This is a genomic window from Hydrogenophaga sp. 2FB (assembly GCF_005503365.1).
In the GTDB taxonomy this organism is placed as follows: Bacteria; Pseudomonadota; Gammaproteobacteria; order Burkholderiales; family Burkholderiaceae_C; genus Hydrogenophaga.
This window is the reverse complement of the sequence record NZ_SCML01000003.1, coordinates 129271-147759: the sequence shown is the minus strand read 5'-3', so window position 1 is coordinate 147759 and position 18489 is coordinate 129271. Positions and strand designations below refer to the sequence as shown.

General features: G+C 65.9%; 22 protein-coding genes and 1 riboswitch. Of the genes, 12 read left to right on the top strand and 10 right to left on the bottom strand.

All coding sequences use genetic code 11. The features are described 5' to 3' along the window. The first annotated feature begins 100 nt into the window (after window positions 1-100). Window positions 101-595 (top strand): GlcG/HbpS family heme-binding protein, encoded by a 495-nt coding sequence (locus FFS09_RS02945; RefSeq protein WP_137917367.1) that lies wholly within the window; start codon window positions 101-103, stop codon window positions 593-595. A gap of 37 nt (window positions 596-632) precedes the next feature. Continuing rightward, complete coding sequence (locus tag FFS09_RS02940) at window positions 633-1316, top strand: ankyrin repeat domain-containing protein (protein ID WP_137917366.1); 684 nt, start codon at window positions 633-635, stop codon at window positions 1314-1316. A gap of 294 nt (window positions 1317-1610) precedes the next feature. Here FFS09_RS02940 and tyrS read toward each other — a convergent pair whose 3' ends face one another. After that, window positions 1611-2861, bottom strand: a complete 1251-nt coding sequence (gene tyrS / locus FFS09_RS02935) for a tyrosine--tRNA ligase (RefSeq protein WP_137917365.1) — start codon at window positions 2859-2861, stop codon at window positions 1611-1613. Between the two features lie 200 nt (window positions 2862-3061). On the opposite strand from tyrS, the gene FFS09_RS02930 reads away from it, so the two are divergent. Beyond that, a complete protein-coding gene (locus tag FFS09_RS02930) occupies window positions 3062-4432 on the top strand; it encodes a M23 family metallopeptidase (RefSeq protein ID WP_252374201.1) in 1371 nt (456 codons plus the stop codon). A 69-nt stretch (window positions 4433-4501) separates the two neighbouring features. On the opposite strand, the gene erpA is transcribed toward FFS09_RS02930, so the two are convergent. The 5 genes from erpA to rplM all read right to left on the bottom strand — a co-directional run bounded on the left by erpA (window position 4502) and on the right by rplM (window position 7028). Continuing rightward, the gene (gene erpA / locus FFS09_RS02925) at window positions 4502-4867 is read right to left on the bottom strand and encodes an iron-sulfur cluster insertion protein ErpA (protein WP_137917364.1); all 366 of its coding nucleotides are present in this window, start codon (window positions 4865-4867) and stop codon (window positions 4502-4504) included. A gap of 87 nt (window positions 4868-4954) precedes the next feature. Beyond that, on the bottom strand, window positions 4955-5353 hold the full coding sequence (locus FFS09_RS02920; RefSeq protein WP_137917363.1) for a bactofilin family protein: 399 nt from the start codon (window positions 5351-5353) through the stop codon (window positions 4955-4957). Between the two features lie 29 nt (window positions 5354-5382). Further along, entirely contained in the window at window positions 5383-6024 is a 642-nt protein-coding gene (locus FFS09_RS02915) for a DUF6776 family protein (RefSeq protein ID WP_354595862.1), read from the bottom strand. A 167-nt stretch (window positions 6025-6191) separates the two neighbouring features. After that, window positions 6192-6584 (bottom strand): 30S ribosomal protein S9, encoded by a 393-nt coding sequence (gene rpsI, locus FFS09_RS02910; RefSeq protein ID WP_137917361.1) that lies wholly within the window; start codon window positions 6582-6584, stop codon window positions 6192-6194. 12 nt (window positions 6585-6596) lie between these two features. Next, window positions 6597-7028, bottom strand: coding sequence for a 50S ribosomal protein L13 (gene rplM / locus FFS09_RS02905; protein ID WP_137917360.1), 432 nt, complete (start codon window positions 7026-7028; stop codon window positions 6597-6599). 192 nt (window positions 7029-7220) lie between these two features. Between rplM and FFS09_RS02900 the strand changes: the two genes are divergently transcribed. The 6 genes from FFS09_RS02900 (at window position 7221) to FFS09_RS02875 (ending at window position 12173) form a co-directional block, all read left to right on the top strand. Further along, window positions 7221-8138: a 23S rRNA (adenine(2030)-N(6))-methyltransferase RlmJ gene (locus FFS09_RS02900; RefSeq protein WP_137917359.1), complete on the top strand. Its 918-nt coding sequence runs from the start codon at window positions 7221-7223 to the stop codon at window positions 8136-8138. 244 nt (window positions 8139-8382) lie between these two features. Beyond that, window positions 8383-9405, top strand: coding sequence for a 1,2-phenylacetyl-CoA epoxidase subunit PaaA (gene paaA / locus FFS09_RS02895; protein ID WP_137917358.1), 1023 nt, complete (start codon window positions 8383-8385; stop codon window positions 9403-9405). Continuing rightward, window positions 9402-9695: a 1,2-phenylacetyl-CoA epoxidase subunit PaaB gene (gene paaB / locus FFS09_RS02890; protein WP_137917357.1), complete on the top strand. Its 294-nt coding sequence runs from the start codon at window positions 9402-9404 to the stop codon at window positions 9693-9695. Before paaA ends, paaB begins: the two co-directional genes overlap by 4 nt. Further along, on the top strand, window positions 9695-10534 hold the full coding sequence (gene paaC, locus FFS09_RS02885) for a 1,2-phenylacetyl-CoA epoxidase subunit PaaC (RefSeq protein WP_137917356.1): 840 nt from the start codon (window positions 9695-9697) through the stop codon (window positions 10532-10534). Before paaB ends, paaC begins: the two co-directional genes overlap by 1 nt. Window positions 10535-10543: 9 nt before the next feature. Further along, window positions 10544-11062 carry a 1,2-phenylacetyl-CoA epoxidase subunit PaaD gene (gene paaD, locus FFS09_RS02880; protein ID WP_137917355.1) on the top strand — a complete coding sequence of 173 codons (519 nt, stop codon included), beginning with the start codon at window positions 10544-10546 and terminating at the stop codon, window positions 11060-11062. A 4-nt stretch (window positions 11063-11066) separates the two neighbouring features. Continuing rightward, the gene (locus FFS09_RS02875) at window positions 11067-12173 is read left to right on the top strand and encodes a 2Fe-2S iron-sulfur cluster-binding protein (protein ID WP_137917354.1); all 1107 of its coding nucleotides are present in this window, start codon (window positions 11067-11069) and stop codon (window positions 12171-12173) included. A 3-nt stretch (window positions 12174-12176) separates the two neighbouring features. Here the strand turns inward: FFS09_RS02875 and FFS09_RS02870 are convergent, their stop codons facing one another. The 4 genes from FFS09_RS02870 to ahcY all read right to left on the bottom strand — a co-directional run bounded on the left by FFS09_RS02870 (window position 12177) and on the right by ahcY (window position 15755). Continuing rightward, complete coding sequence (locus FFS09_RS02870) at window positions 12177-12605, bottom strand: septal ring lytic transglycosylase RlpA family protein (RefSeq protein WP_137917353.1); 429 nt, start codon at window positions 12603-12605, stop codon at window positions 12177-12179. Next, a complete protein-coding gene (metF, locus tag FFS09_RS02865) occupies window positions 12605-13432 on the bottom strand; it encodes a methylenetetrahydrofolate reductase [NAD(P)H] (RefSeq protein WP_137917352.1) in 828 nt (275 codons plus the stop codon). Before metF ends, FFS09_RS02870 begins: the two co-directional genes overlap by 1 nt. A gap of 18 nt (window positions 13433-13450) precedes the next feature. Further along, window positions 13451-14203, bottom strand: coding sequence for a TlyA family RNA methyltransferase (locus FFS09_RS02860; protein WP_137917351.1), 753 nt, complete (start codon window positions 14201-14203; stop codon window positions 13451-13453). Between the two features lie 118 nt (window positions 14204-14321). Beyond that, window positions 14322-15755 (bottom strand): adenosylhomocysteinase, encoded by a 1434-nt coding sequence (ahcY, locus tag FFS09_RS02855; RefSeq protein ID WP_137917350.1) that lies wholly within the window; start codon window positions 15753-15755, stop codon window positions 14322-14324. Window positions 15756-15825: 70 nt separating this feature from the next. Then, a riboswitch (S-adenosyl-L-homocysteine riboswitch) is annotated at window positions 15826-15914 on the bottom strand. A gap of 102 nt (window positions 15915-16016) precedes the next feature. On the opposite strand from ahcY, the gene FFS09_RS02850 reads away from it, so the two are divergent. From FFS09_RS02850 to FFS09_RS02840, 3 genes are read left to right on the top strand one after another with little or no spacing between them, the layout of a single operon-like run. Next, window positions 16017-16814 carry an HAD-IIB family hydrolase gene (locus tag FFS09_RS02850; RefSeq protein WP_137917349.1) on the top strand — a complete coding sequence of 266 codons (798 nt, stop codon included), beginning with the start codon at window positions 16017-16019 and terminating at the stop codon, window positions 16812-16814. Next, entirely contained in the window at window positions 16811-18070 is a 1260-nt protein-coding gene (locus tag FFS09_RS02845) for an MFS transporter (protein WP_137917348.1), read from the top strand. The genes FFS09_RS02850 and FFS09_RS02845 overlap by 4 nt, the downstream gene beginning before the upstream one ends. Window positions 18071-18105: 35 nt before the next feature. Next, window positions 18106-18486: a hypothetical protein gene (locus FFS09_RS02840; RefSeq protein ID WP_137917347.1), complete on the top strand. Its 381-nt coding sequence runs from the start codon at window positions 18106-18108 to the stop codon at window positions 18484-18486. Window positions 18487-18489 lie beyond the last annotated feature (3 nt).

Genomic DNA, 18489 nt, shown 5'->3' with positions numbered 1-18489 from the left:
ACGGAGGCCCGCGCGTAGCCGCCCGAATGGTGGTTTCGCGCTGCGATTTTTACAGTTCTCCCACGGTTGATCGAACCGTTTCACAACACCGGAGAACACCATGCAAGCCTTCGCCAAAGCCACCCTGATTGCCCTCTCGCTCACCGCCGCCGGCCTCGCCAGCGCCCAGGGCGTGCGCGTGGAAAAGAACATGTCGCTCGACCTCGCGACACAGATTGCTGCCGCCACCGTCGCGTCCTGCAGCGCCGCCGGCTACAACGTGGCGGCCACGGTGGTCGACCGCGCCGGCACGGTGCGTGCCGTCATGCGCGCCGACAACGCCGGCCCGCACACGCTCGAAGCCAGCCGCCTGAAGGCCTACACCTCGGCCTCGGCCAAGAACACCACGCTCGCCATCATGGAAGGCTCGCAGAAGAACCCCGCCGCCGCCAACCTGGGCGACATCCCCGGCTACCTGCTGCTCGGCGGCGGCGTGCCGGTGAAGGTGGGCAACGAAGTGATCGGCGCGGTCGGCGTGGGCGGTGCGCCCGGCGGCCACCTGGACGAGCAGTGCGCGATCGCCGCGCTCGACAAGGTCAAGGACCAACTGAAGTAATCACACCCACCGCCCGCTTTTCGAGAGGAGTCCTGTCATGAACCGTCGAACCTGGTCCGCATGGTTGCTCACCCTGGCCCTCTCGCCCGCGTGGGCGCAGGTGGGGCCCAGCCCCTCGGAGGCCGCCAGCTACAGCGGCCTGCACGCGGCCGCCCACCAGGGCAACGCCGCGAAAATCGCGCAGCTGGTGGCCAATGGCGCGGCGGTGAACGCCAGCGACGCGCGCGGCCGCACGCCCTTGCACGTCGCCACCTTCGCGCGGCAGCGCGAGGCGGTGCGTGCACTGGTGAAAGCAGGCGCCGACATCAACCGGCTGGAAAACGACCGCTATGACGCGGTGACGATCGCCTCGGTCGCCGACGACGAGGACACACTGCGCGTGCTGCTGCAACTGGGCGCCGGCGCGAAGCAGATCACCAGCCGCTACGACGGCACCGCCTTGATCGCGGCCGCGCATCTTGGTCACGACGGCGTCGTGCGCCAACTCATCGCCGCGGGCGCGCCGCTGGACCACGTGAACAACCTGCACTGGACGGCGACGATCGAATCCATCGTGCTGGGCGATGGCGGTGCGCGTCACCAGGCCACGCTCAAGGCGCTGATCGACGCGGGCGCGAATCTGCAACTGGCGGACCGCACGGGGCAGACGCCTCTCGCACTCGCAAAGTCCCGTGGCTACTCGGCCATGGTGGCGATGCTGGAGAAGGCTGGGGCTCGTTGAGTCTTTCGCTCGCAGGCTTCTTCGTGGCCTGAGCGCCAGGGGTGGCGGGCTCCGCGACTGTCCCCCGGGCGGCTACGCCGCCCTCCTCCTTTACGTCGCTGCGCCCGCCACCCCTGTCACTCAGGCAGCCAACATAAGGGCACTCAAATGGCAACAGACCGACAACACTTCGGATCGGGGAGCCTGGGTGCTCTGCGCAGCGGGGTAAAGGAGGAGCCGGCTCCAGCCGGCGGGGGACACCCGCGGAGCAGAGCGCCCAGGCTCTCCGAGCCCGCGAGGCAGCAGACAGAAGCCTCAGCCCAAAGTCACCCGAGCGAACTTGCGCTTGCCCACCTGCACCACGAAGGTCCCGGCCGGCAACTTCAAGCCTTTGTCGCTGATCACCGTCCCATCGACACGCACACCACCACCCTCGATCAGGCGGTTGGCCTCGCTGTTCGAAGGCGCCAGCCCGGCCGACTTCAACAGCGGTGCGATGCCCAAGGGCGCGCCCGACAGCGACACCTCGGGAATTTCATCGGGAACACCGCCCTTGCTGCGGTTGATGAAATCCTGCTCCGCCGCCTCCGCCGCTGCGGCGCTGTGAAAGCGCGCGGTGATCTCCTTGGCCAGCGCCACCTTCGCGTCTTTCGGGTTCGCGCCATCGGCGATCGCCTTCTTCAGCGAATCGATGTGCGCCAGCGATTTGAACGACAGCAGCGTGTACCAACGCCACATCAGCGTGTCCGAGATGCTCAGCACCTTGGCGAACATCGTGTTCGGCTCTTCCGTGATGCCGATATAGTTGTTCTTGCTCTTGGACATTTTTTCCACGCCGTCCAGGCCTTCGAGCAGCGGCATCGTCAGGATGCACTGCGGCGACTGGCCATATTCGGCTTGCAGGTGACGCCCCATCAGAAGGTTGAACTTCTGATCGGTGCCACCGAGCTCCAGATCGCTCTTGAGCGCCACCGAGTCGTAACCCTGCATCAGCGGGTACAGAAACTCGTGCACGCTGATCGGCGTGCCCGCCTTGAAGCGGTCGTGGAAATCGTTGCGTTCCATCATGCGTGCCACGGTGTACTTGGCCGCGAGCTGGATCATGCCCATCGAACCCAGCGGCAGACTCCATTCGCTGTTGTAGCGAATCTCGGTGCGCGCCGGGTCCAGCACCAGGCTGGCCTGCTTGTAGTACGTCTCGGCGTTGGCCTTGATCTGTTCGGGTGTCAGCGGCGGGCGCGTGTTGTTGCGTCCCGAGGGGTCGCCAATCAGGCTGGTGAAATCGCCGATCAGGAAAATCACCTGATGCCCCAGGTCCTGCAACTGGCGCATCTTGTTGAGCACCACGGTGTGACCGACGTGGATGTCGGGCGCGGTCGGGTCCAGCCCCAGCTTGATGCGCAGCGGTTCACCACTGGTTTCCGACTGTGACAATTTTTTGATCCAGTCCGCCTGTGGAATCAATTCTTCGCACCCGCGCAGCGTGACGCCCAGCGCTTCTCTGACGCCGTCCGTCAATGGGACATTTTTTTGAGGACTTTCGGATTCGTTCGCAGGGGCGGTCATACGGGTTTCTTCAGATGCGGAGGAGGGGGCACCGTTTAAAATGCCCGGTGCTGGTGACGGATTTTAGTTGGCGCACTTTTTGCACGATATCAAGTCCATCAGTCACCGCCCGAGCGTTTGGGTGAACTTGTTCCGCCTCAAACGCTCTTTTTCTGTGCGCGGCTCCCCCGTTGGGAGCGGCCCCTACCGGAAAACCGATTTTGACCCGTCCGCTACTCCACACGCTGGCACAGCTTATTGGTGCCACAAGCCAGAGCCTCTCGCGCCACCCCCGCCGCATCATGGGCGGTTTGGGCGTGCTGCTGCTGGGCACCGGCGTGACCGCCTTCGGCATCGCGCCCCTCGCGCCCGATGCCTCCAACATCCCGGTGCACCAGGTCATTGAAGCCTTGAACGCACCGGCGCAAGCCGATCTCGACGCGCTGGCTGCCTCGCCCCTCACGGCAGCGCCCATGGTGCTGTTTCGCACCGAGGCCACCCGCCGCGACGACACCGCCCAGAGCCTGCTGCAGCGCCTGGGCGTGCCGGACTCTACCGCCCAGGCCTTCCTGCGCAACGACCCCCTGGCCCGCCAACTGCTGCAATCCGGCCGCGCCGGCCGGCTGGTCAGCGTGGAAGCCACCGACCGCCATGAGCTGCTGCGCCTGACCGCGCGCTGGCTCTCCGCCGACGAAAGCAATTTCACCCGCCTGGTCGTGGAAAAGTCCGACAGCGGCGTGCTCAACTCGCGCCTTGAGCAAGGCGCCCTCACGGCATCCACCCGACTGGCCAGCGGCACGATCCGCAGCTCGCTCTTCGCGGCCACCGACGCGGCCAACATTCCCGAGCCCATCGCCATCCAGTTGGCCGAAATGTTCTCCAGCAACATCGACTTCCGCCGCGACCTGCGCCAGGGCGACCGCTTCAGCGTGGTCTATGAAAGCCTGGAAGCCGACGGCGAGAGTCTGCGCACCGGCCGCGTGCTGAGCGCCGAATTCGTCAACGATGGCACGGAACATGAAGCCGTGTGGTTTGAAGAGCCGGGCCAAAAGGGCGGTTACTACGGCTTCGACGGCCAGAGCGCGCGCCGCTACTACCTGGCCTCGCCGCTGGAGTTCTCCCGCGTTAGCAGCGGCTACGGCATCCGCTTCCACCCCATCACGGGCGGGCGCAAGGCGCACATGGGCGTTGACTACGCCGCCCCCACCGGCACCCCCGTGCGCACCATTGGTGACGGCACGGTCGAGTTCGCCGGGGTGCAACGTGGCTACGGCAACGTCATCTACGTCCGCCACCGAAACAACCAGGTCACCGTCTACGCCCACCTGAGCCGCATTGGCGTGCGCCAGGGCCAGCGTGTTGGCCAGGGCGATTTCATCGGCGCCGTGGGTACCACAGGCGCCTCCACCGGCCCGCACCTGCACCTGGAGTTCCGCGACAATGGCGTGCATGTCGATCCGCTGTCCATCGCGCGCCAGAGCGAGTCCATTCCTGTGTCTCCCGCCCTGCGCCAGCGCTTTGACGCCGTGGCCCAGATGCAGCGCCTGCAACTGGATGCCGCGGCCAGCATCCAGCAGGCCAGCGCCCAGTAAGGCGCATTGCCTTGCTGACCACAAAAAAGGGAGCCGACGGCTCCCTTTTTTGTGGTGCTCAGCTGAACGTCAGACGCTGAAGCTCGAGCCGCAACCACAGGTGGTCGTGGCATTGGGGTTCTTGATCACGAACTGCGCGCCTTCCAAGTCTTCCTTGTAGTCGATCTCGGCGCCCACCAGGTACTGGTAGCTCATCGCGTCGATCAAGAGAGACACGCCATTCTTGGTCATGGTGGTGTCGTCTTCGTTCGTGATTTCATCGAACGTGAAACCGTACTGGAAGCCTGAGCAACCGCCGCCTTGCACGAACACCCGCAATTTGAGGTCGGGATTGCCCTCTTCGGCCACCAACTCCGCCACTTTGGCCGCCGCGCTGTCGGTGAAAACCAGCGGGGCCGGCATGTCGGTCGGGATCTGTTCGGCCACTGCATTCATGGGATACCTCTTGTCGAAAGGGCGGGTGCAACGCACCCGAAGAAACTATTGGCTTCGATACTACGGCAAAGCGCCGGGGAACGCCTCTCAGCCGTTGTTTGCCGCCAGCTTCAGTGTGGGTTTGTCCTCGACACCGCTGGCCATCGGCTTGAGTTGGCCAGAGATGGTGGCACCCTGGTGCATTTCCAGGGCCTTGTAGGACACATCTCCTTCGATACGCGCCTTGGGCTGCAGTTCCAGCAACTCGAACGCGAGCACGGGACCCTTGACGTGGCCGTTGATGATCACGTGATCGGCATGGATCTGCCCGGTCACCACCGCCACCTCGCTGATCACCAGAATGCTGGCCCGCTCGTCGCTGGCCCGGATGTCGCCCACCACTTCGCCGTCGATGCGCAAACCATCGTGAAAGAGCACGTTGCCCTCGATGCGGGTGCCCTGGGCAATCAGACTCTTGATGGGGGGCTGCTTCTTTTTCGCGAACATGAGGCTCTCCTGACGGCGGACCGTGTGGGTCACAGATTGAAAGATTGCATGGACCTGACCGAGTTGCCCTGCAGGATTTTGGCGGTCACATTTTCTACCACGGCCTGCGCCGGCACGTCCACCACGCCCTCCAGGCGCAGATAGCCCTTGATCAGCACGGGTTGCGGCCCAGGCGCCTGTTTGACCGACCAGGGCTTGCCGGCGAGTTTGCCGGACAACGTCACCTCCAGGGTCCCCTTGAATTCGGGGGCGTTCTTGGCGGCCTGGATCATGAGCACCTGCCACTTCAGCTGGGTGTCTGAAAGCCGCTCGGCCTGCAGGCCGCGGATGCTCAGCGCATCGCTGCCCGAGCCCGGGATCAGGCGTTCGAAAAAGCCCAGATCGCTGCGCAACAGTTCGTTGTCGGCCTGCAGTTGCCGGATCTGAACCATCAACTGTTCCTGCGCCGCACGTTCGGTGATCAGCAAGCTGTCAGACGTGTTGGCCACCAACTGGGCCTCGCTCAGATCGGTGCGCAGAATCTGCACCTCGCGGCGCAACTCCACCAGCTCCTGTTGGGCATTGCGATCCAGCCCGGCAATGTCTTTGCCAAACTCAAACGCCCAGACCGCCAGCGCGCCCGAAAACCCCAGCAGCAGCGCGCCCAGCACCCAGCGAAAAGGCCACGGCATCGCGCTGCGCACCGAGACCCTCGGGGCACTGACCGTCAACCTTCGTCGCAACAGGCGAAACCGCATTCAGACCCTTAAAAGTGCAAGCAAACGCAACCCTGCCCCAGAAAGCAAAAACCGCCCCAAGTTTGAACTTGAAGGCGGCTTCTGGAGCATGTGCAGCGTGCTTAGCGCTTGCTGAACTGCTTGCGGCGGCGCGCAGAGCGCAGACCGACCTTTTTACGTTCCACTTCGCGCGCATCGCGCGTCACGAAGCCTGCTTGCGACAGACCCGACTTGAGCGTCGCGTCGTAGTCGATCAGGGCGCGGGTGATGCCGTGGCGCACCGCACCGGCCTGGCCGGATTCGCCGCCGCCGTGCACGTTGACCTGGATGTCGAAGGTTTCGGCATGGTTGGTCAGCACCAGGGGCTGCTTGGCGATCATGATGGACGTCTCACGACCGAAGTAGGCTTGGATGTCCTTGCCATTCACCGTGATGTTGCCGCTGCCTTTTTTCAGAAACACGCGGGCGACGCTGGATTTGCGACGGCCGGTTCCGTTGTTCCATTCACCAATCATCTCAAGGCTCCTTTAGATTTCCAGCACTTGCGGCTGTTGGGCGGTGTGCGGGTGCTCTGCACCGCCGTACACCTTGAGCTTCTTGATCATGGCGTAGCCGAGCGGGCCCTTGGGCAGCATGCCCTTGACGGCCTTCTCGAGTGCGCGGCCTGGGTGCTTGGCCTGCATGTCGCGGAAGTTGGTGCCATAGATACCGCCGGGGAAGCCCGAGTGGCGGTAGTACACCTTGTCGAGGGCTTTGTTGCCCGTGACGCGGAGCTTGGCTGCGTTGATGATGACGATGAAGTCACCGGTATCGACGTGAGGCGTATAAATGGCCTTGTGTTTGCCGCGCAAACGGAGAGCAACTTCACTGGCTACTCGTCCGAGGACCTTGTCGGTCGCGTCAATCACAAACCACTCGTGCGTCACGTCAGCGGGTTTGGCGCTGAACGTTTTGGTCATGAGTTTTCTCTGTAGGAGAGGGTTTGGCGGCTCTTTTCCACGGTCGGTCGTTCTCTGACGGAACGCTCTTAGGTGGGTTTGAAGTCTTCGCCGCGGAGCCAGCAAATCGCTGCGAAGCCTTCGATTGTACGAAATTCCAGGCCTTGACGGCAAATTTGCGGATTCGTTGGTCGAGCCGGCTACCATCAGGGCATGTTCAGCTACCGACACGCCTTCCACGCCGGCAACCATGCGGATGTGCTCAAGCACATCACCTTGATCGCCACACTGCGCCATTTGATGCAGAAAGAAGCGGGGCTGACCTTGATCGACACCCACGCCGGCGCCGGGCTCTACCGCCTGGATGGCGACTACACCGAAACCGGGGCCGAGGCCAAGGACGGTGTGGTCAAGCTCATGGGCGCGCTGCGGGCCGCCGACCGGCCAGAGGTCAAGGCCGTCGCACCCGCGATCGATGACTATCTGGATCTGGTGGCCAGCTTTAACCCCTCCGGATCCTTGCGTGTCTACCCCGGGTCGCCCTTCGTCATGCACCAGTTGCTGCGGGCCGAATCGCGCGATCGGCTCAAGCTGTTCGAGTTGCATCCGACCGACAGCCGAACACTCTCCGCCAACATCGCCCAACTGGAAGCTGGCCGCCTCGTCACGGTAGCGCGGCAGGACGGCTTCGAAGGCGTCAAGCCGATGTTGCCGCCTCCTCCTTCGGCCACCGGCTCGAAGCGGGCACTGGTGCTGATCGACCCGAGCTACGAGATCAAAAGCGATTACGCAAAAGTGAGCGCCTGCATACAAGAGCTCATCAAACGTTTTCCCACGGGCACCTACCTGGTTTGGTACCCCGTGATTCCTCGGCCGGAAGCGCACGATTTGCCGCGCCGCCTGCGCACGCTGTCGAACCAGGCGCAAAAGCCTTGGCTCAACGCCACGCTGGCCATCGGCCAGGATCCCTCGCATGGCCCGGAGGATCGGCCCGGCCTGACCGCCAGCGGCATGTTCGTGATCAACCCACCGCACACGCTCAAAGGCGCCCTGCAGGACGTGTTGCCACAGCTGCTGACCCACCTCGGACGCGGGCGCGGCAAATCACAGGCGCTCGAGTCTGGCGGCTGAGGTCAACGGGGCCGGGCCAGCGTCATGCTCCCAAGCCAAGCGGAACGGCGACGATCACGGAGCCACGAACGGGATGTTGGGGTGAAAGCAGGCGGTCAGGCATGCGGGCACTTGCCGGACGGATTCAACCCGCCCGGCAAGCAAACGTAGGGGCCGGCTGGCTTTTCCCGAGTTAACCGACCAGGCGGTTGGCGAACTGAATATACTGGCGCCACGGCTTCCCAAACGGGGCCAGGAGACGCCGATGTATACCCAGTCGTTCAATGTGCCGGACGCCGCAGACCCGCAGACCGCAGCGCTCAAGGCGGTTCCCTTGGTGGAAGCCGATGCGGCGCTGCAGGCGCATTTCGATGCCGCCATCGACGCCGACGGCAAGATCGAGCCGCGCGACTGGATGCCGGAGGCATACCGAAAGACGCTGGTGCGTCAGATCAGCCAGCACGCGCACAGCGAGATCGTGGGCATGCTGCCCGAGGGCAACTGGATTTCGCGCGCGCCAAGTCTGAAGCGCAAAACCATCCTGGTGGCCAAGGTGCAGGACGAGGCCGGTCATGGGCTGTACCTCTATAGCGCCGCCGAAACCCTGGGCACCAGCCGCGACCAGATGTTCGACGCGCTGCACTCGGGCAAGGCCAAGTACAGCTCGATCTTCAACTACCCAACGCTGACCTGGGCCGACGTCGGCGTGATCGGCTGGCTGGTGGACGGCGCGGCGATCATGAACCAGATTCCGCTGTGCCGCTGCAGCTATGGCCCGTACGCGCGCGCGATGATCCGTGTCTGCAAGGAGGAGAGCTTCCACCAGCGCCAGGGCTTCGAATCGCTCATGGTGATGGTGCAGGGCACCACCGAACAGAAGGCCATGGTGCAGGACGCCGTGAACCGCTGGTGGTGGAAGTGCCTGGCCATGTTCGGCCCGCCCGACGCCGACAGCCCCAACAGCGTGCAAGGCATGCGCTGGGGCATCAAGCGCATCAGCAACGACGACCTGCGCCAGAAGTTTGTGGACGCGACCGTGCCGCAGGCCGAGGTTCTCGGCGTCACCCTGCCCGATCCGGAGCTGAAGTGGAGTGCCGAGCGCGGTCACCACGACTACGGCCAGATCGATTGGGACGAGTTCTGGGCGGTGGTGAATGGCGACGGCCCGTGCAACAAGGAACGCCTGGCCACGCGCGTGAAAGCCTGGGACGACGGCGCCTGGGTGCGCGAAGCCGCCCTCGCCCACGCCCGCAAGCAACAGGAACGCACGCTGAAGGAGGCCGCATGACCACCGCTCTCAAAGAATGGCCGCTCTGGGAGGTCTTCGTGCGCAGCAAGCAGGGCCTGGAACACAAACACTGCGGCAGCCTGCACGCAAGCGACGCGCAACACGCGCTGCACCTGGCGCGCGACGTGTACACGCGGCGCCAGGAAGGCGTGAGCATCTGGGTGGTGCAGTCCAGCAGCATCACCGCCAGCGAACCCGACAGCAAGGACAGTTTCTTCGACCCGGCCGCCGACAAGGTGTACCGGCACCCGACGTTCTACGAGATCCCGGACAAAGTGGGGCACATGTGATGAGCAGCGCACCCGTCGACTACCTGCTGCACTTGGCCGACAACGCGCTGATCCTCGGCCAGCGCAACGCCGAGTGGTGTGGCCACGGCCCGATCCTGGAAGAAGACCTTGCGCTGGCCAACAACAGCCTGGACCTGCTCGGTCAGGCGCGCCTGCTCTACCAGCACGCGGCCACGCTCATCAACGCCGACGCGGCCGAAGCGCAGCGCTTCGCCCACCTGCGCGGCGCGCGCGCGAACGGCGCGCTGACCGAAGACACCCTGGCCTACTTTCGCGACACGCACGAATTCCGCAACCACACCTTGCTGGAACTGCCTCACAGCGGCCCGTTGGCCGGCACGGTGCGCGGCGACCGCGACTTCGCGACCACGATCGCGCGCAACTTTCTCTACAGCGCGCTCATGGTGTTGGTCTGGAGCCGGCTGCAGACCTCGACCGACGCGCAGCTTGCCGCGATCGCGGCCAAGTCGCTGAAGGAAGTGCGCTACCACCTGCGCCACGCCAGCGACTGGCTGGTGCGCCTGGGCGATGGCACCGACGCATCACACGCCCGCGCACAAGCCGCGCTCAACCACCTGCGGCCCTACTGCCAGGCGTTCTGGATCGGCAGCGACGCCGAAACGGCTGCGGTGCAAAACGGCACCGGTGTCGATGTGGCCTGCCTCCAGATCGAGTGGGATGCGTTGGTCGACGACACCCTGAACGAAGCCACGCTGCAGCGCCCTGCCGCGCAGGGCCACGTGCCGCAAGGCCAGCGCGGCGTGCATTCCGAGCACATGGGTTTCCTGCTCGCGGAAATGCAGGGCCTGGCGCGTGCGCACCCGCACGCGGTGTGGTGAGGTACCGCCATGCAGGAAGCCGCCGTCGCTGAACGCGAGCACGCCGCGATCTGGCGCGCGCTCGCCGACCTGAGCGACCCGGAGATTCCAGTGGTCAGCCTGCGCGAACTCGGCATCCTGCGCGGCGTGCGCACCGGCTCCGACGGCGTGCCCGAGGTCGTGATCACACCGACCTACAGCGGTTGCCCTGCCATGGGCCAGATCGAGGACGACGTGCGCGCCGCGCTGGCCCAAGCCGGCATCCAGGCACGCGTGGTCACGCAACTCGCGCCCGCCTGGACCACCGACTGGATGAGCGAAGCCGCACGCGAAAAACTGCGCGCCTACGGCATCGCGCCGCCGCAATGCGGCAGCAACGACAACGTGCTGACGTTTTCGCGCCATGCCGCGCGGCGCGAAACCGTACCCTGCCCGCAATGCGGCTCGACCCACACCACCGAGACGTCGCCCTTCGGCTCCACCGCCTGCAAGTCGATGTACCGCTGCCTCGACTGCCTTGAACCGTTCGACTACTTCAAGCCGTACTGACGCCATGACCACCGCCACCCGCTTCCACGATCTCCCGATCGCCCGCATCAGCCCCGAAGCCGCGGGTGCCGTGGCGATCACGTTGGCGATCCCGCCCGAGCAGCGCGACGCTTTCGCCTTCGAACCGGGCCAGTTCCTCACCGTGCGCGCCAGCATCGATGGGCAGGACGTGCGACGCAGCTACTCCATCAGCAGCCCGCGCAGCCTGCTCACACTGCACGGCGAACTCACGCTGGGCATTCGCCCGGTGGACGGCGGCGTGTTTTCGAACTGGGCCGCCACGTCGCTCAAGAGCGGTGACACGCTCAAGGCCATGCCACCCGACGGCCGCTTCACCGTGCACAAGCCGCGTGCGGTGCACCGCGTGGGCTTCGCCGCCGGCTCGGGCATCACGCCCATCCTCTCGCTCATGGCCAGCACGCTGGAGGAATCGCCCACGTCGAAATTCACCCTGGTGTATGGCAACCGCCGCATGGGCAGCGTGATGTTCAACGAAGCGCTGCAGGACCTCAAGGACCGCTACGCGAGCCGCCTCACGCTGATCCACATCCTCTCGCGCCAGGCGCAGGAAGTGCCGTTGCTTGAAGGCCGCATCGACGCCGACAAGGTACGCGCGCTCATCGCCACGCTGCTGCCCGTCGCGAGCATGGACGAGGTCTTCATCTGCGGCCCTGAGGCCATGATCGAGGCCACCGAGAAGGCATTGCTCGATGCGGGCGTGCGGCCCGACCGCCTGCACACCGAACGCTTCACCTCGCCCACGCTCGACGCCCTGCCCGCCGCGCAACGCCAGGCCGTCGTGCTCGGCCATCCGGCCGTGCGCGTCGAAGGCGAAGTCGCATTGACCGTGGTGCTCGATGGCAAGCCGCACGAGCTGCGCATGAACCGCGACGAGCGCGTGCTGGACGTGGCGCTGAACGCCGGGCTGGATCTGCCGTGGTCGTGCCGGGGCGGCGTGTGCTGCACCTGCCGCGCCAAGGTGCTGGAAGGCACCGTGCAGATGGAGAAAAACTTCACGCTCGAGCCCTGGGAAACCGACAAGGGCTTCGTGCTGAGTTGCCAGGCCCGCCCCACCACCGACCGCGTGGTGGTCAGCTACGACGAACGCTGACGCTCAATCGCGAAACACGAGCACCGGGGCCACCCCGGTCTGCAACATGCCGATCGCGGCGGCCGCCGCACGGCTCAGGTCGATCACGCGCCCTTTGGTGAACGGCCCACGGTCGTTGATGCGCACCGTCACTTCCTTGCCGGTGGTCGCATGGCGCACGCGCACGCGGGTGCCAAACGGCAGGGTCTTGTGGGCAGCGGTGAGTTCGTTCGTGTTGAAGGTTTCACCACTGGCGGTGCGCCGGCCGTGGAACTTTTCGCCGTACCACGACGCCAAGCCGCGATCGATTTCTTCCCCTGCTTCGGACGGCAATGACGGTGCCGGCGACGATTCGCTCGGCTCAGGCTCGCCATCCCACGGCGCGCGCGTGGCGCAACCGCCCAGCCACAGCACCGTGGCCAGCGTGAGGATGAGGGCCGGCCGCAAACGCATCACAGGCCCAGGCGCTGGACGATGTCCATCGTGGCGACGCTCTGGTTCATGGTGTAGAAGTGCAGGCCGGGCACACCGCCGGCGCGCAGACGATCGCACAAATCGCTCACCACGTCGAGGCCGAAAGATTTGATCGACGCGGTGTCGTCGCCGAACGCTTGCAGCCGCATGCGGATCCAGCGCGGGATCTCGGCGCCGCAGGCGTCGGAGAAACGCATCAGCTGGGTCGAGCTGGTGATCGGCATGATGCCCGGCACCACCGGCACGTCCACGCCCGCGCGCCGCAGGTCGTCCACGTAGCGGAAGTAGGCGTCGCTGTTGAAGAAGTACTGCGTGATGCCCGAATCGGCACCGGCCTTCACCTTGGCCGCGAACGCATCGAGATCGGCCAGCGGCGACTTGGCCTGCGGGTGCGTTTCGGGATATGCCGCGACCTCGATGTGGAAGGCACTACCGGTTTCGGCACGCACGAAAGCCACGAGGTCGCTCGCATAACGGAACTCACCGCCCATGCCGTAACCGCTCGGCAGATCACCACGCAGCGCCACGATGCGGCGAATGCCGGCCGCCTTGTAGGCCGCGAGGCGCTCGCGAATGCTTTCGCGCGACTGGCCGATGCAGCTCAGGTGCGGCGCGGCCGGGCAACCTTCGCCCATGATCTCGGTCACGGCCTGCAGCGTGCCGTCCTGCGTCGAACCGCCGGCGCCGAAGGTCACCGAGCAGAACTCGGGCTTGAGCGTGTACAGCTGCTGGCGCACCGCGCGCAGCTTGACCGCGCCTTCGGGCGTCTTGGTCGGGAAAAATTCCAGGCTGATCGGAAGACTCATCGTCCCATCCTCGTTTTTTTACACAGTCGCAGAGACAAAAAATTCGCGGTTGCCGTCGCCCCCGGTGATCGGGCTGTCGAAGTAGTCCCGCACCGTCAGGCCGTTGTCGATGCACGCCTGTTCGATGCGCTCGCGCACCAGCGCGTAGCTCGCCGCGTCCTTCACCAGACCGCCCTTGCCGATGTGCTCGGGCTGCAGTTCGAACTGCGGCTTGACGAGCATCAACAGGTACCCGCCCGGTGCCAGCAACGGCACCACCGCCGGCCACACCAGCGTCTGCGAGATGAACGACAGGTCGCCGACGATCACGTCGAACGGCGGCGCGCCACCCGCGTCCACCAGCATCTCGGCCGTCAGCTCGCGCGCGTTGCACTTCTCGATGCAAACCACGCGCGGGTCGCTGCGCAGCTGCGGGTGCAGCTGGCCCTGTCCCACGTCCACGCCCACCACCTGCGATGCGCCACGCTGCAACAGACAGTCGGTGAAACCACCGCTGCTCTGCCCCACGTCGAGGCAGTGCAGGCCAGTCACCACCAGGCCGGTGCGCTTCAGCGCGCCTTCGAGCTTGAGACCACCGCGCGAGACGTAGCGCGTCTCCGCCGTGTCCAGCAGACGCAGCTCCACCGTGTCGCGCAGTTCCTCACCGTTTTTGGCGACGGCTTTCCAGTCGTGGTCAGCCAGGCGCCACTGCACGCCAGCGGCGATGAGCCGCTGGGCCTGCGAACGGGTGGCTGCCAGGCCACGTTCAACAAGGAGTTGATCGGCTCTCATCAAAGATGACCACGCCACGAACGCCAACCCGCCATCCAGAGATGCCGCGGAACCGGCTTTGCCGGGCCGCAAGCATCGCCCCCTTGAGGGGGTCGCGCAAAGCGCGGCGGGGGTGCGCTCAATACCGGTACGTGTCCGGCTTGTACGGGCCGGCCTTGCTCACGCCGATGTACGCAGCCTGCTCGTCCGTCAACTCGGTGAGCATCGCGCCGACCTTCTTCAGGTGCAGGCGCGCCACCTTCTCGTCCAGGTGCTTGGGCAGCACGTAGACCTCGCCGACCTTGTACTTCTGCGGCTGCGTGAACAGCTCGATCTGCGCGATGGTCTGGTTCGCGAAGCTCGACGACATCACGAAGCTGGGGTGGCCGGTGCCGCAACCCAGGTTCACCAGGCGACCCTTGGCCAGCATGATGATCTTCTTGCCGTCGGGGAAGGTCACGTGGTCGACCTGGGGCTTGATCTCGTCCCAGGTGTACTTCTCGATCGAGGCGATGTCGATCTCGTTGTCGAAGTGGCCGATGTTGCAGACGATGGCCTGGTCCTTCATCGCGGCCATGTGGTCGTGCGTGATGATGGACTTGTTGCCGGTGGTGGTGACGAAGATGTCGGCCTTGTCGGCGGCGTACTCCATGGTCACGACCTTGTAGCCTTCCATCGCGGCCTGCAGGGCGTTGATGGGGTCGATCTCGGTCACCCACACTTGTGCGGACAGGGCGCGCAGCGCTTGCGCGGAGCCCTTGCCCACGTCACCGTAGCCGGCGACCACGGCGACCTTGCCGGCGATCATCACGTCGGTGGCGCGCTTGATGCCGTCGACCAGCGATTCGCGGCAGCCATACAGGTTGTCGAACTTGCTCTTGGTGACCGAGTCGTTCACGTTGATGGCGCGGAACGGCAGCGTGCCCTTGGCGCTCATTTCCTTCAGGCGGTGCACGCCGGTGGTGGTCTCTTCGGTCACGCCGATGATCTGCGCGGCCTTGCGGGTGTACCAGGTCGGGTCTTGCGCGAGCTTGGCCTTGATGGCGGCGAACAGGCAGGTTTCTTCTTCGCTGGTCGGCTTGCTGATGACCGACGCATCCTTCTCGGCCTTCTGGCCCAGGATCATGAGCAGCGTGGCGTCGCCGCCGTCGTCCAGGATCATGTTCGGGCCTTCGCCTTCGGTGCCGGCGGCGCCGAATTCAAAGATGCGGTGGGTGAAGTCCCAGTACTCGGTGAGCGTCTCGCCCTTGTGCGCGAACACCGGCGTGCCTTGCGCCACCAGCGCGGCAGCGGCGTGGTCTTGCGTGGAGAAGATGTTGCACGAGGCCCAGCGCACATTCGCGCCCAGGGCTTGCAGCGTTTCGACCAGCACCGCGGTCTGGATCGTCATGTGGATGCTGCCGGTGATGCGCGCGCCCTTGAGCGGCTTGGCGGCGGCGAATTCTTCGCGGATGGCCATCAGGCCGGGCATTTCGGTCTCGGCGATCTTGATTTCCTTGCGGCCCCAGGCGGCCAGGGAAATGTCGGCGATCGCGCTGTCGGTCGCGGCGGGGGTGTTCAGACGTGCATTCATGGTGGTTTCGCTCCGTTAAGGATGGACAAACCACATCGCGTACTGAGTAAAAAAGGACTCATCGCACGGATGTGGATGAGCGTGGTTGCATGTATGGTCCGAGCCTCACGCCCTGCTGCTGACGGTGTCAGTGGGGGCGCTGCAACGCTCCTCGGATCGCGGGATTCTACCGCAGCGGCCCCGATTTACCCCTCGCCGCATGTCGCCGGTGGCACCTGGCGGCACGTGGGCCCTGTGCGACACTGCCGGCCTTCCATGCGCATGAACCCCCTCTCCCTCTGGCCCGCCGAGGCCCGCGCTCGCATCCACGGCGTGCTGACCGACATCGACGACACGCTCACCACCGAGGGCGCTATCACGCCCGAAGCGCTGGATGCCCTGCACCGCTTGCGCGCGGCCGGCCTGCCGGTGTTCGCCATCACAGGCCGGCCCGCCGGCTGGAGCGAGGCCTTCGCGCTGGCCTGGCCGGTGGATGCGATCGTGGCGGAGAACGGTGCTGTGGCGCTGTGGCGCGGTGCTGCGGGCGAGCTGCGCCGGGACTACCTGCAGGACGCGGCCACGCGCGCCGCCAACTTTCAGACATTGCAAACCGTTGCGCAACGCGTGCTCGCCGAGCTGCCGAACACGCGCCTGGCCACCGACAGCCCGGGGCGCGAGACCGACATCGCGATCGACCACAGCGAGTTCGCGCACCTGAGCGAAGCGGACATCGCGCGCGTGGTGCAACTCATGAAGCAGGAAGGCCTCAACGCGACCGTGAGCTCGATCCACATCAACGGCTGGATCGGCGAGCACGACAAGCTCGCCGGCGCGCGCTGGATCGTGCGGTCGCACCTGGGCCGCGCGCTCGACGACGAGCTGGATCGCTGGGTGTATGTGGGCGACTCGACCAACGACGCGCGCATGTTCCACCACTTCCCGCACAGTGTGGGCGTGGCCAACATTGCGCGCTTCTGGGACGCGCTGGCTTACAAGCCGCGCTACGTCACGTCCGGTGAGCGCGGCGTGGGCTTCGCGCAGGTGGCCGACGCGGTGCTGAGCGCGCGGGCCGCTGCATGAGCGAACACCCGCTGCCACCGCGCCACACCGGCGCCCGCCCGGCCAACCCGCCCGACCATGCGCGGCTCGGCCTGGTCGCGATCTTCGGCTCCACCTTCTTCGAGCTGGTGGGTTACTTCATGCTCACACCGCTGCTGTTGCTGCGCTTGAAGGGGGGTGGCGAATCGACCGCGCTGGCCGGCCTGTTCGCTGCCAGTGGCTGGCTCGGCGTGTTCCTCATGACGCCCTTCGCCTCGGCGATCACGCAGCGCCTGGGCCGGCGGCCCACGCTCTGGCTGGCCGCGCTGATCCCGGTGATCGCCACCGCGGGCTTCGCGTTCACGCCGCTGCTGTGGCTGTGGTTCGTGTTCAAGATCGCGGCGGGCATGGCCTCGGGCCTGCGCTGGGTGCTGGCCGAGGCCATCGTGGCCGAGTTCTCGCCGCCCGGGCAGCGCGGGCGCTACGTCGGCATCTTTGAAACCATGGTGGGCGTCACCTTCGTGGTCGGCCCGCTGATGCTGGCCTGGGTGGGCGCGGACAGCGACGCGGCACTGTGGATCGCGCTGGGCTTCATGACGCTCGGCCTGCTCTGGAGCCTGCTCATTCCGCGCCTGCCCGATGCGACCGATGCGCACAGCGCCAAGGTCGGCCTCTCGGGTGTGTGGCATGCGCTGCTGGCGCACCCGTTGATCATGACGGTGGGCTTCGTTGGCGGCTTCTTCGAGAGCGGCCTCACGTCCATCCTGCCGTTGTACGGTCTGGCGCTCGGCCTGGGCGCGACGGCCGCTGCCCTGCTGGTCTCGGCCAGCGGCCTCGGCAGCGCGATCATGATGCTGCCCGCGGGCGTGCTGGCCGACCGCATGGCCCACCACCCGCAGCAGCGCTGGGGCGATGGGCGCAGCGTGCGGCTGGCGATTCTGCGTTGGTGCGCGCTGATCACCCTGCTGGCCACGCTGGTCATTCCCTTCGTCGCGGGCACGCCCTGGCTGGCCGCGCCGGTGGCCTTCCTGTGGGGCGGCGCGGGCGGCTGCCTCTACACGCTGGCGATGATCGACATCGGCTCGCGCGAAGAAGGCATCACGCTCGTGAACAGCACCGCCGTGCTGGTGCTGTCGTACACACTGGGCGGCGTGCTCGCGCCCGCGCTCGGTGCCGCTGCGCTGCAGTGGGCGCCCACGATCGGGTTCCCGGCGCTGCTGCTCGCGGTGGCCGGCATGGGCTGCTGGCTGTTGAGACGGGGCGCGTCGCCCCCACCTGAAGGAACCCCGCGCGGCTGAGCGGCTCCCACCCTGACAAGCGAAAGGATCTTCCCATGGCCATTCCCTGGCTGGTTGCCCTGAAAGTGATCCCCTGGGGCGACGTGATCGAACACGCGCCCAAGGTGCTCAACGCCGCGCGCAAGCTGATGGACCGGCAAAAAACGCCTGCCGCCGCAACGCCCCCGCCCGAGCCCCTGGAAATGGGCGGTGCACCGCCCACGCTGGGCGAGCTGAAGAACCGCCTGATCGAAGCGCGCCAGTTGATCGATCAGCAAGCCACCACGCAGGCGCAGATGGCGCAGACCCTGGCCGAACTCGCCGAGCAGAACGCACGCCTGGTGGTCGCCGTCGACCTGCTGCGCAAACGCACGCGCCTGCTGCTGGTCGCGGCAGCGGTGCTGGCGATCGGCGTGGTCTGGCTCTTCGCGCGCTGAACG

Coding starts and splice junctions, on each gene's coding strand:
- FFS09_RS02945 (WP_137917367.1), top strand. CDS start 101: ATGCAAGCCTTCGCCAAAGCCACCCTGATTGCCCTCTCGCTCACCGCC.
- FFS09_RS02940 (WP_137917366.1), top strand. CDS start 633: ATGAACCGTCGAACCTGGTCCGCATGGTTGCTCACCCTGGCCCTCTCG.
- tyrS (WP_137917365.1), bottom strand. CDS start 2,861: ATGACCGCCCCTGCGAACGAATCCGAAAGTCCTCAAAAAAATGTCCCA.
- erpA (WP_137917364.1), bottom strand. CDS start 4,867: ATGAATGCAGTGGCCGAACAGATCCCGACCGACATGCCGGCCCCGCTG.
- FFS09_RS02920 (WP_137917363.1), bottom strand. CDS start 5,353: ATGTTCGCGAAAAAGAAGCAGCCCCCCATCAAGAGTCTGATTGCCCAG.
- FFS09_RS02915 (WP_354595862.1), bottom strand. CDS start 6,024: ATGCCGTGGCCTTTTCGCTGGGTGCTGGGCGCGCTGCTGCTGGGGTTT.
- rpsI (WP_137917361.1), bottom strand. CDS start 6,584: ATGATTGGTGAATGGAACAACGGAACCGGCCGTCGCAAATCCAGCGTC.
- rplM (WP_137917360.1), bottom strand. CDS start 7,028: ATGACCAAAACGTTCAGCGCCAAACCCGCTGACGTGACGCACGAGTGG.
- FFS09_RS02900 (WP_137917359.1), top strand. CDS start 7,221: ATGTTCAGCTACCGACACGCCTTCCACGCCGGCAACCATGCGGATGTG.
- paaA (WP_137917358.1), top strand. CDS start 8,383: ATGTATACCCAGTCGTTCAATGTGCCGGACGCCGCAGACCCGCAGACC.
- paaB (WP_137917357.1), top strand. CDS start 9,402: ATGACCACCGCTCTCAAAGAATGGCCGCTCTGGGAGGTCTTCGTGCGC.
- paaC (WP_137917356.1), top strand. CDS start 9,695: ATGAGCAGCGCACCCGTCGACTACCTGCTGCACTTGGCCGACAACGCG.
- paaD (WP_137917355.1), top strand. CDS start 10,544: ATGCAGGAAGCCGCCGTCGCTGAACGCGAGCACGCCGCGATCTGGCGC.
- FFS09_RS02875 (WP_137917354.1), top strand. CDS start 11,067: ATGACCACCGCCACCCGCTTCCACGATCTCCCGATCGCCCGCATCAGC.
- FFS09_RS02870 (WP_137917353.1), bottom strand. CDS start 12,605: ATGCGTTTGCGGCCGGCCCTCATCCTCACGCTGGCCACGGTGCTGTGG.
- metF (WP_137917352.1), bottom strand. CDS start 13,432: ATGAGTCTTCCGATCAGCCTGGAATTTTTCCCGACCAAGACGCCCGAA.
- FFS09_RS02860 (WP_137917351.1), bottom strand. CDS start 14,203: ATGAGAGCCGATCAACTCCTTGTTGAACGTGGCCTGGCAGCCACCCGT.
- ahcY (WP_137917350.1), bottom strand. CDS start 15,755: ATGAATGCACGTCTGAACACCCCCGCCGCGACCGACAGCGCGATCGCC.
- FFS09_RS02850 (WP_137917349.1), top strand. CDS start 16,017: ATGAACCCCCTCTCCCTCTGGCCCGCCGAGGCCCGCGCTCGCATCCAC.
- FFS09_RS02845 (WP_137917348.1), top strand. CDS start 16,811: ATGAGCGAACACCCGCTGCCACCGCGCCACACCGGCGCCCGCCCGGCC.
- FFS09_RS02840 (WP_137917347.1), top strand. CDS start 18,106: ATGGCCATTCCCTGGCTGGTTGCCCTGAAAGTGATCCCCTGGGGCGAC.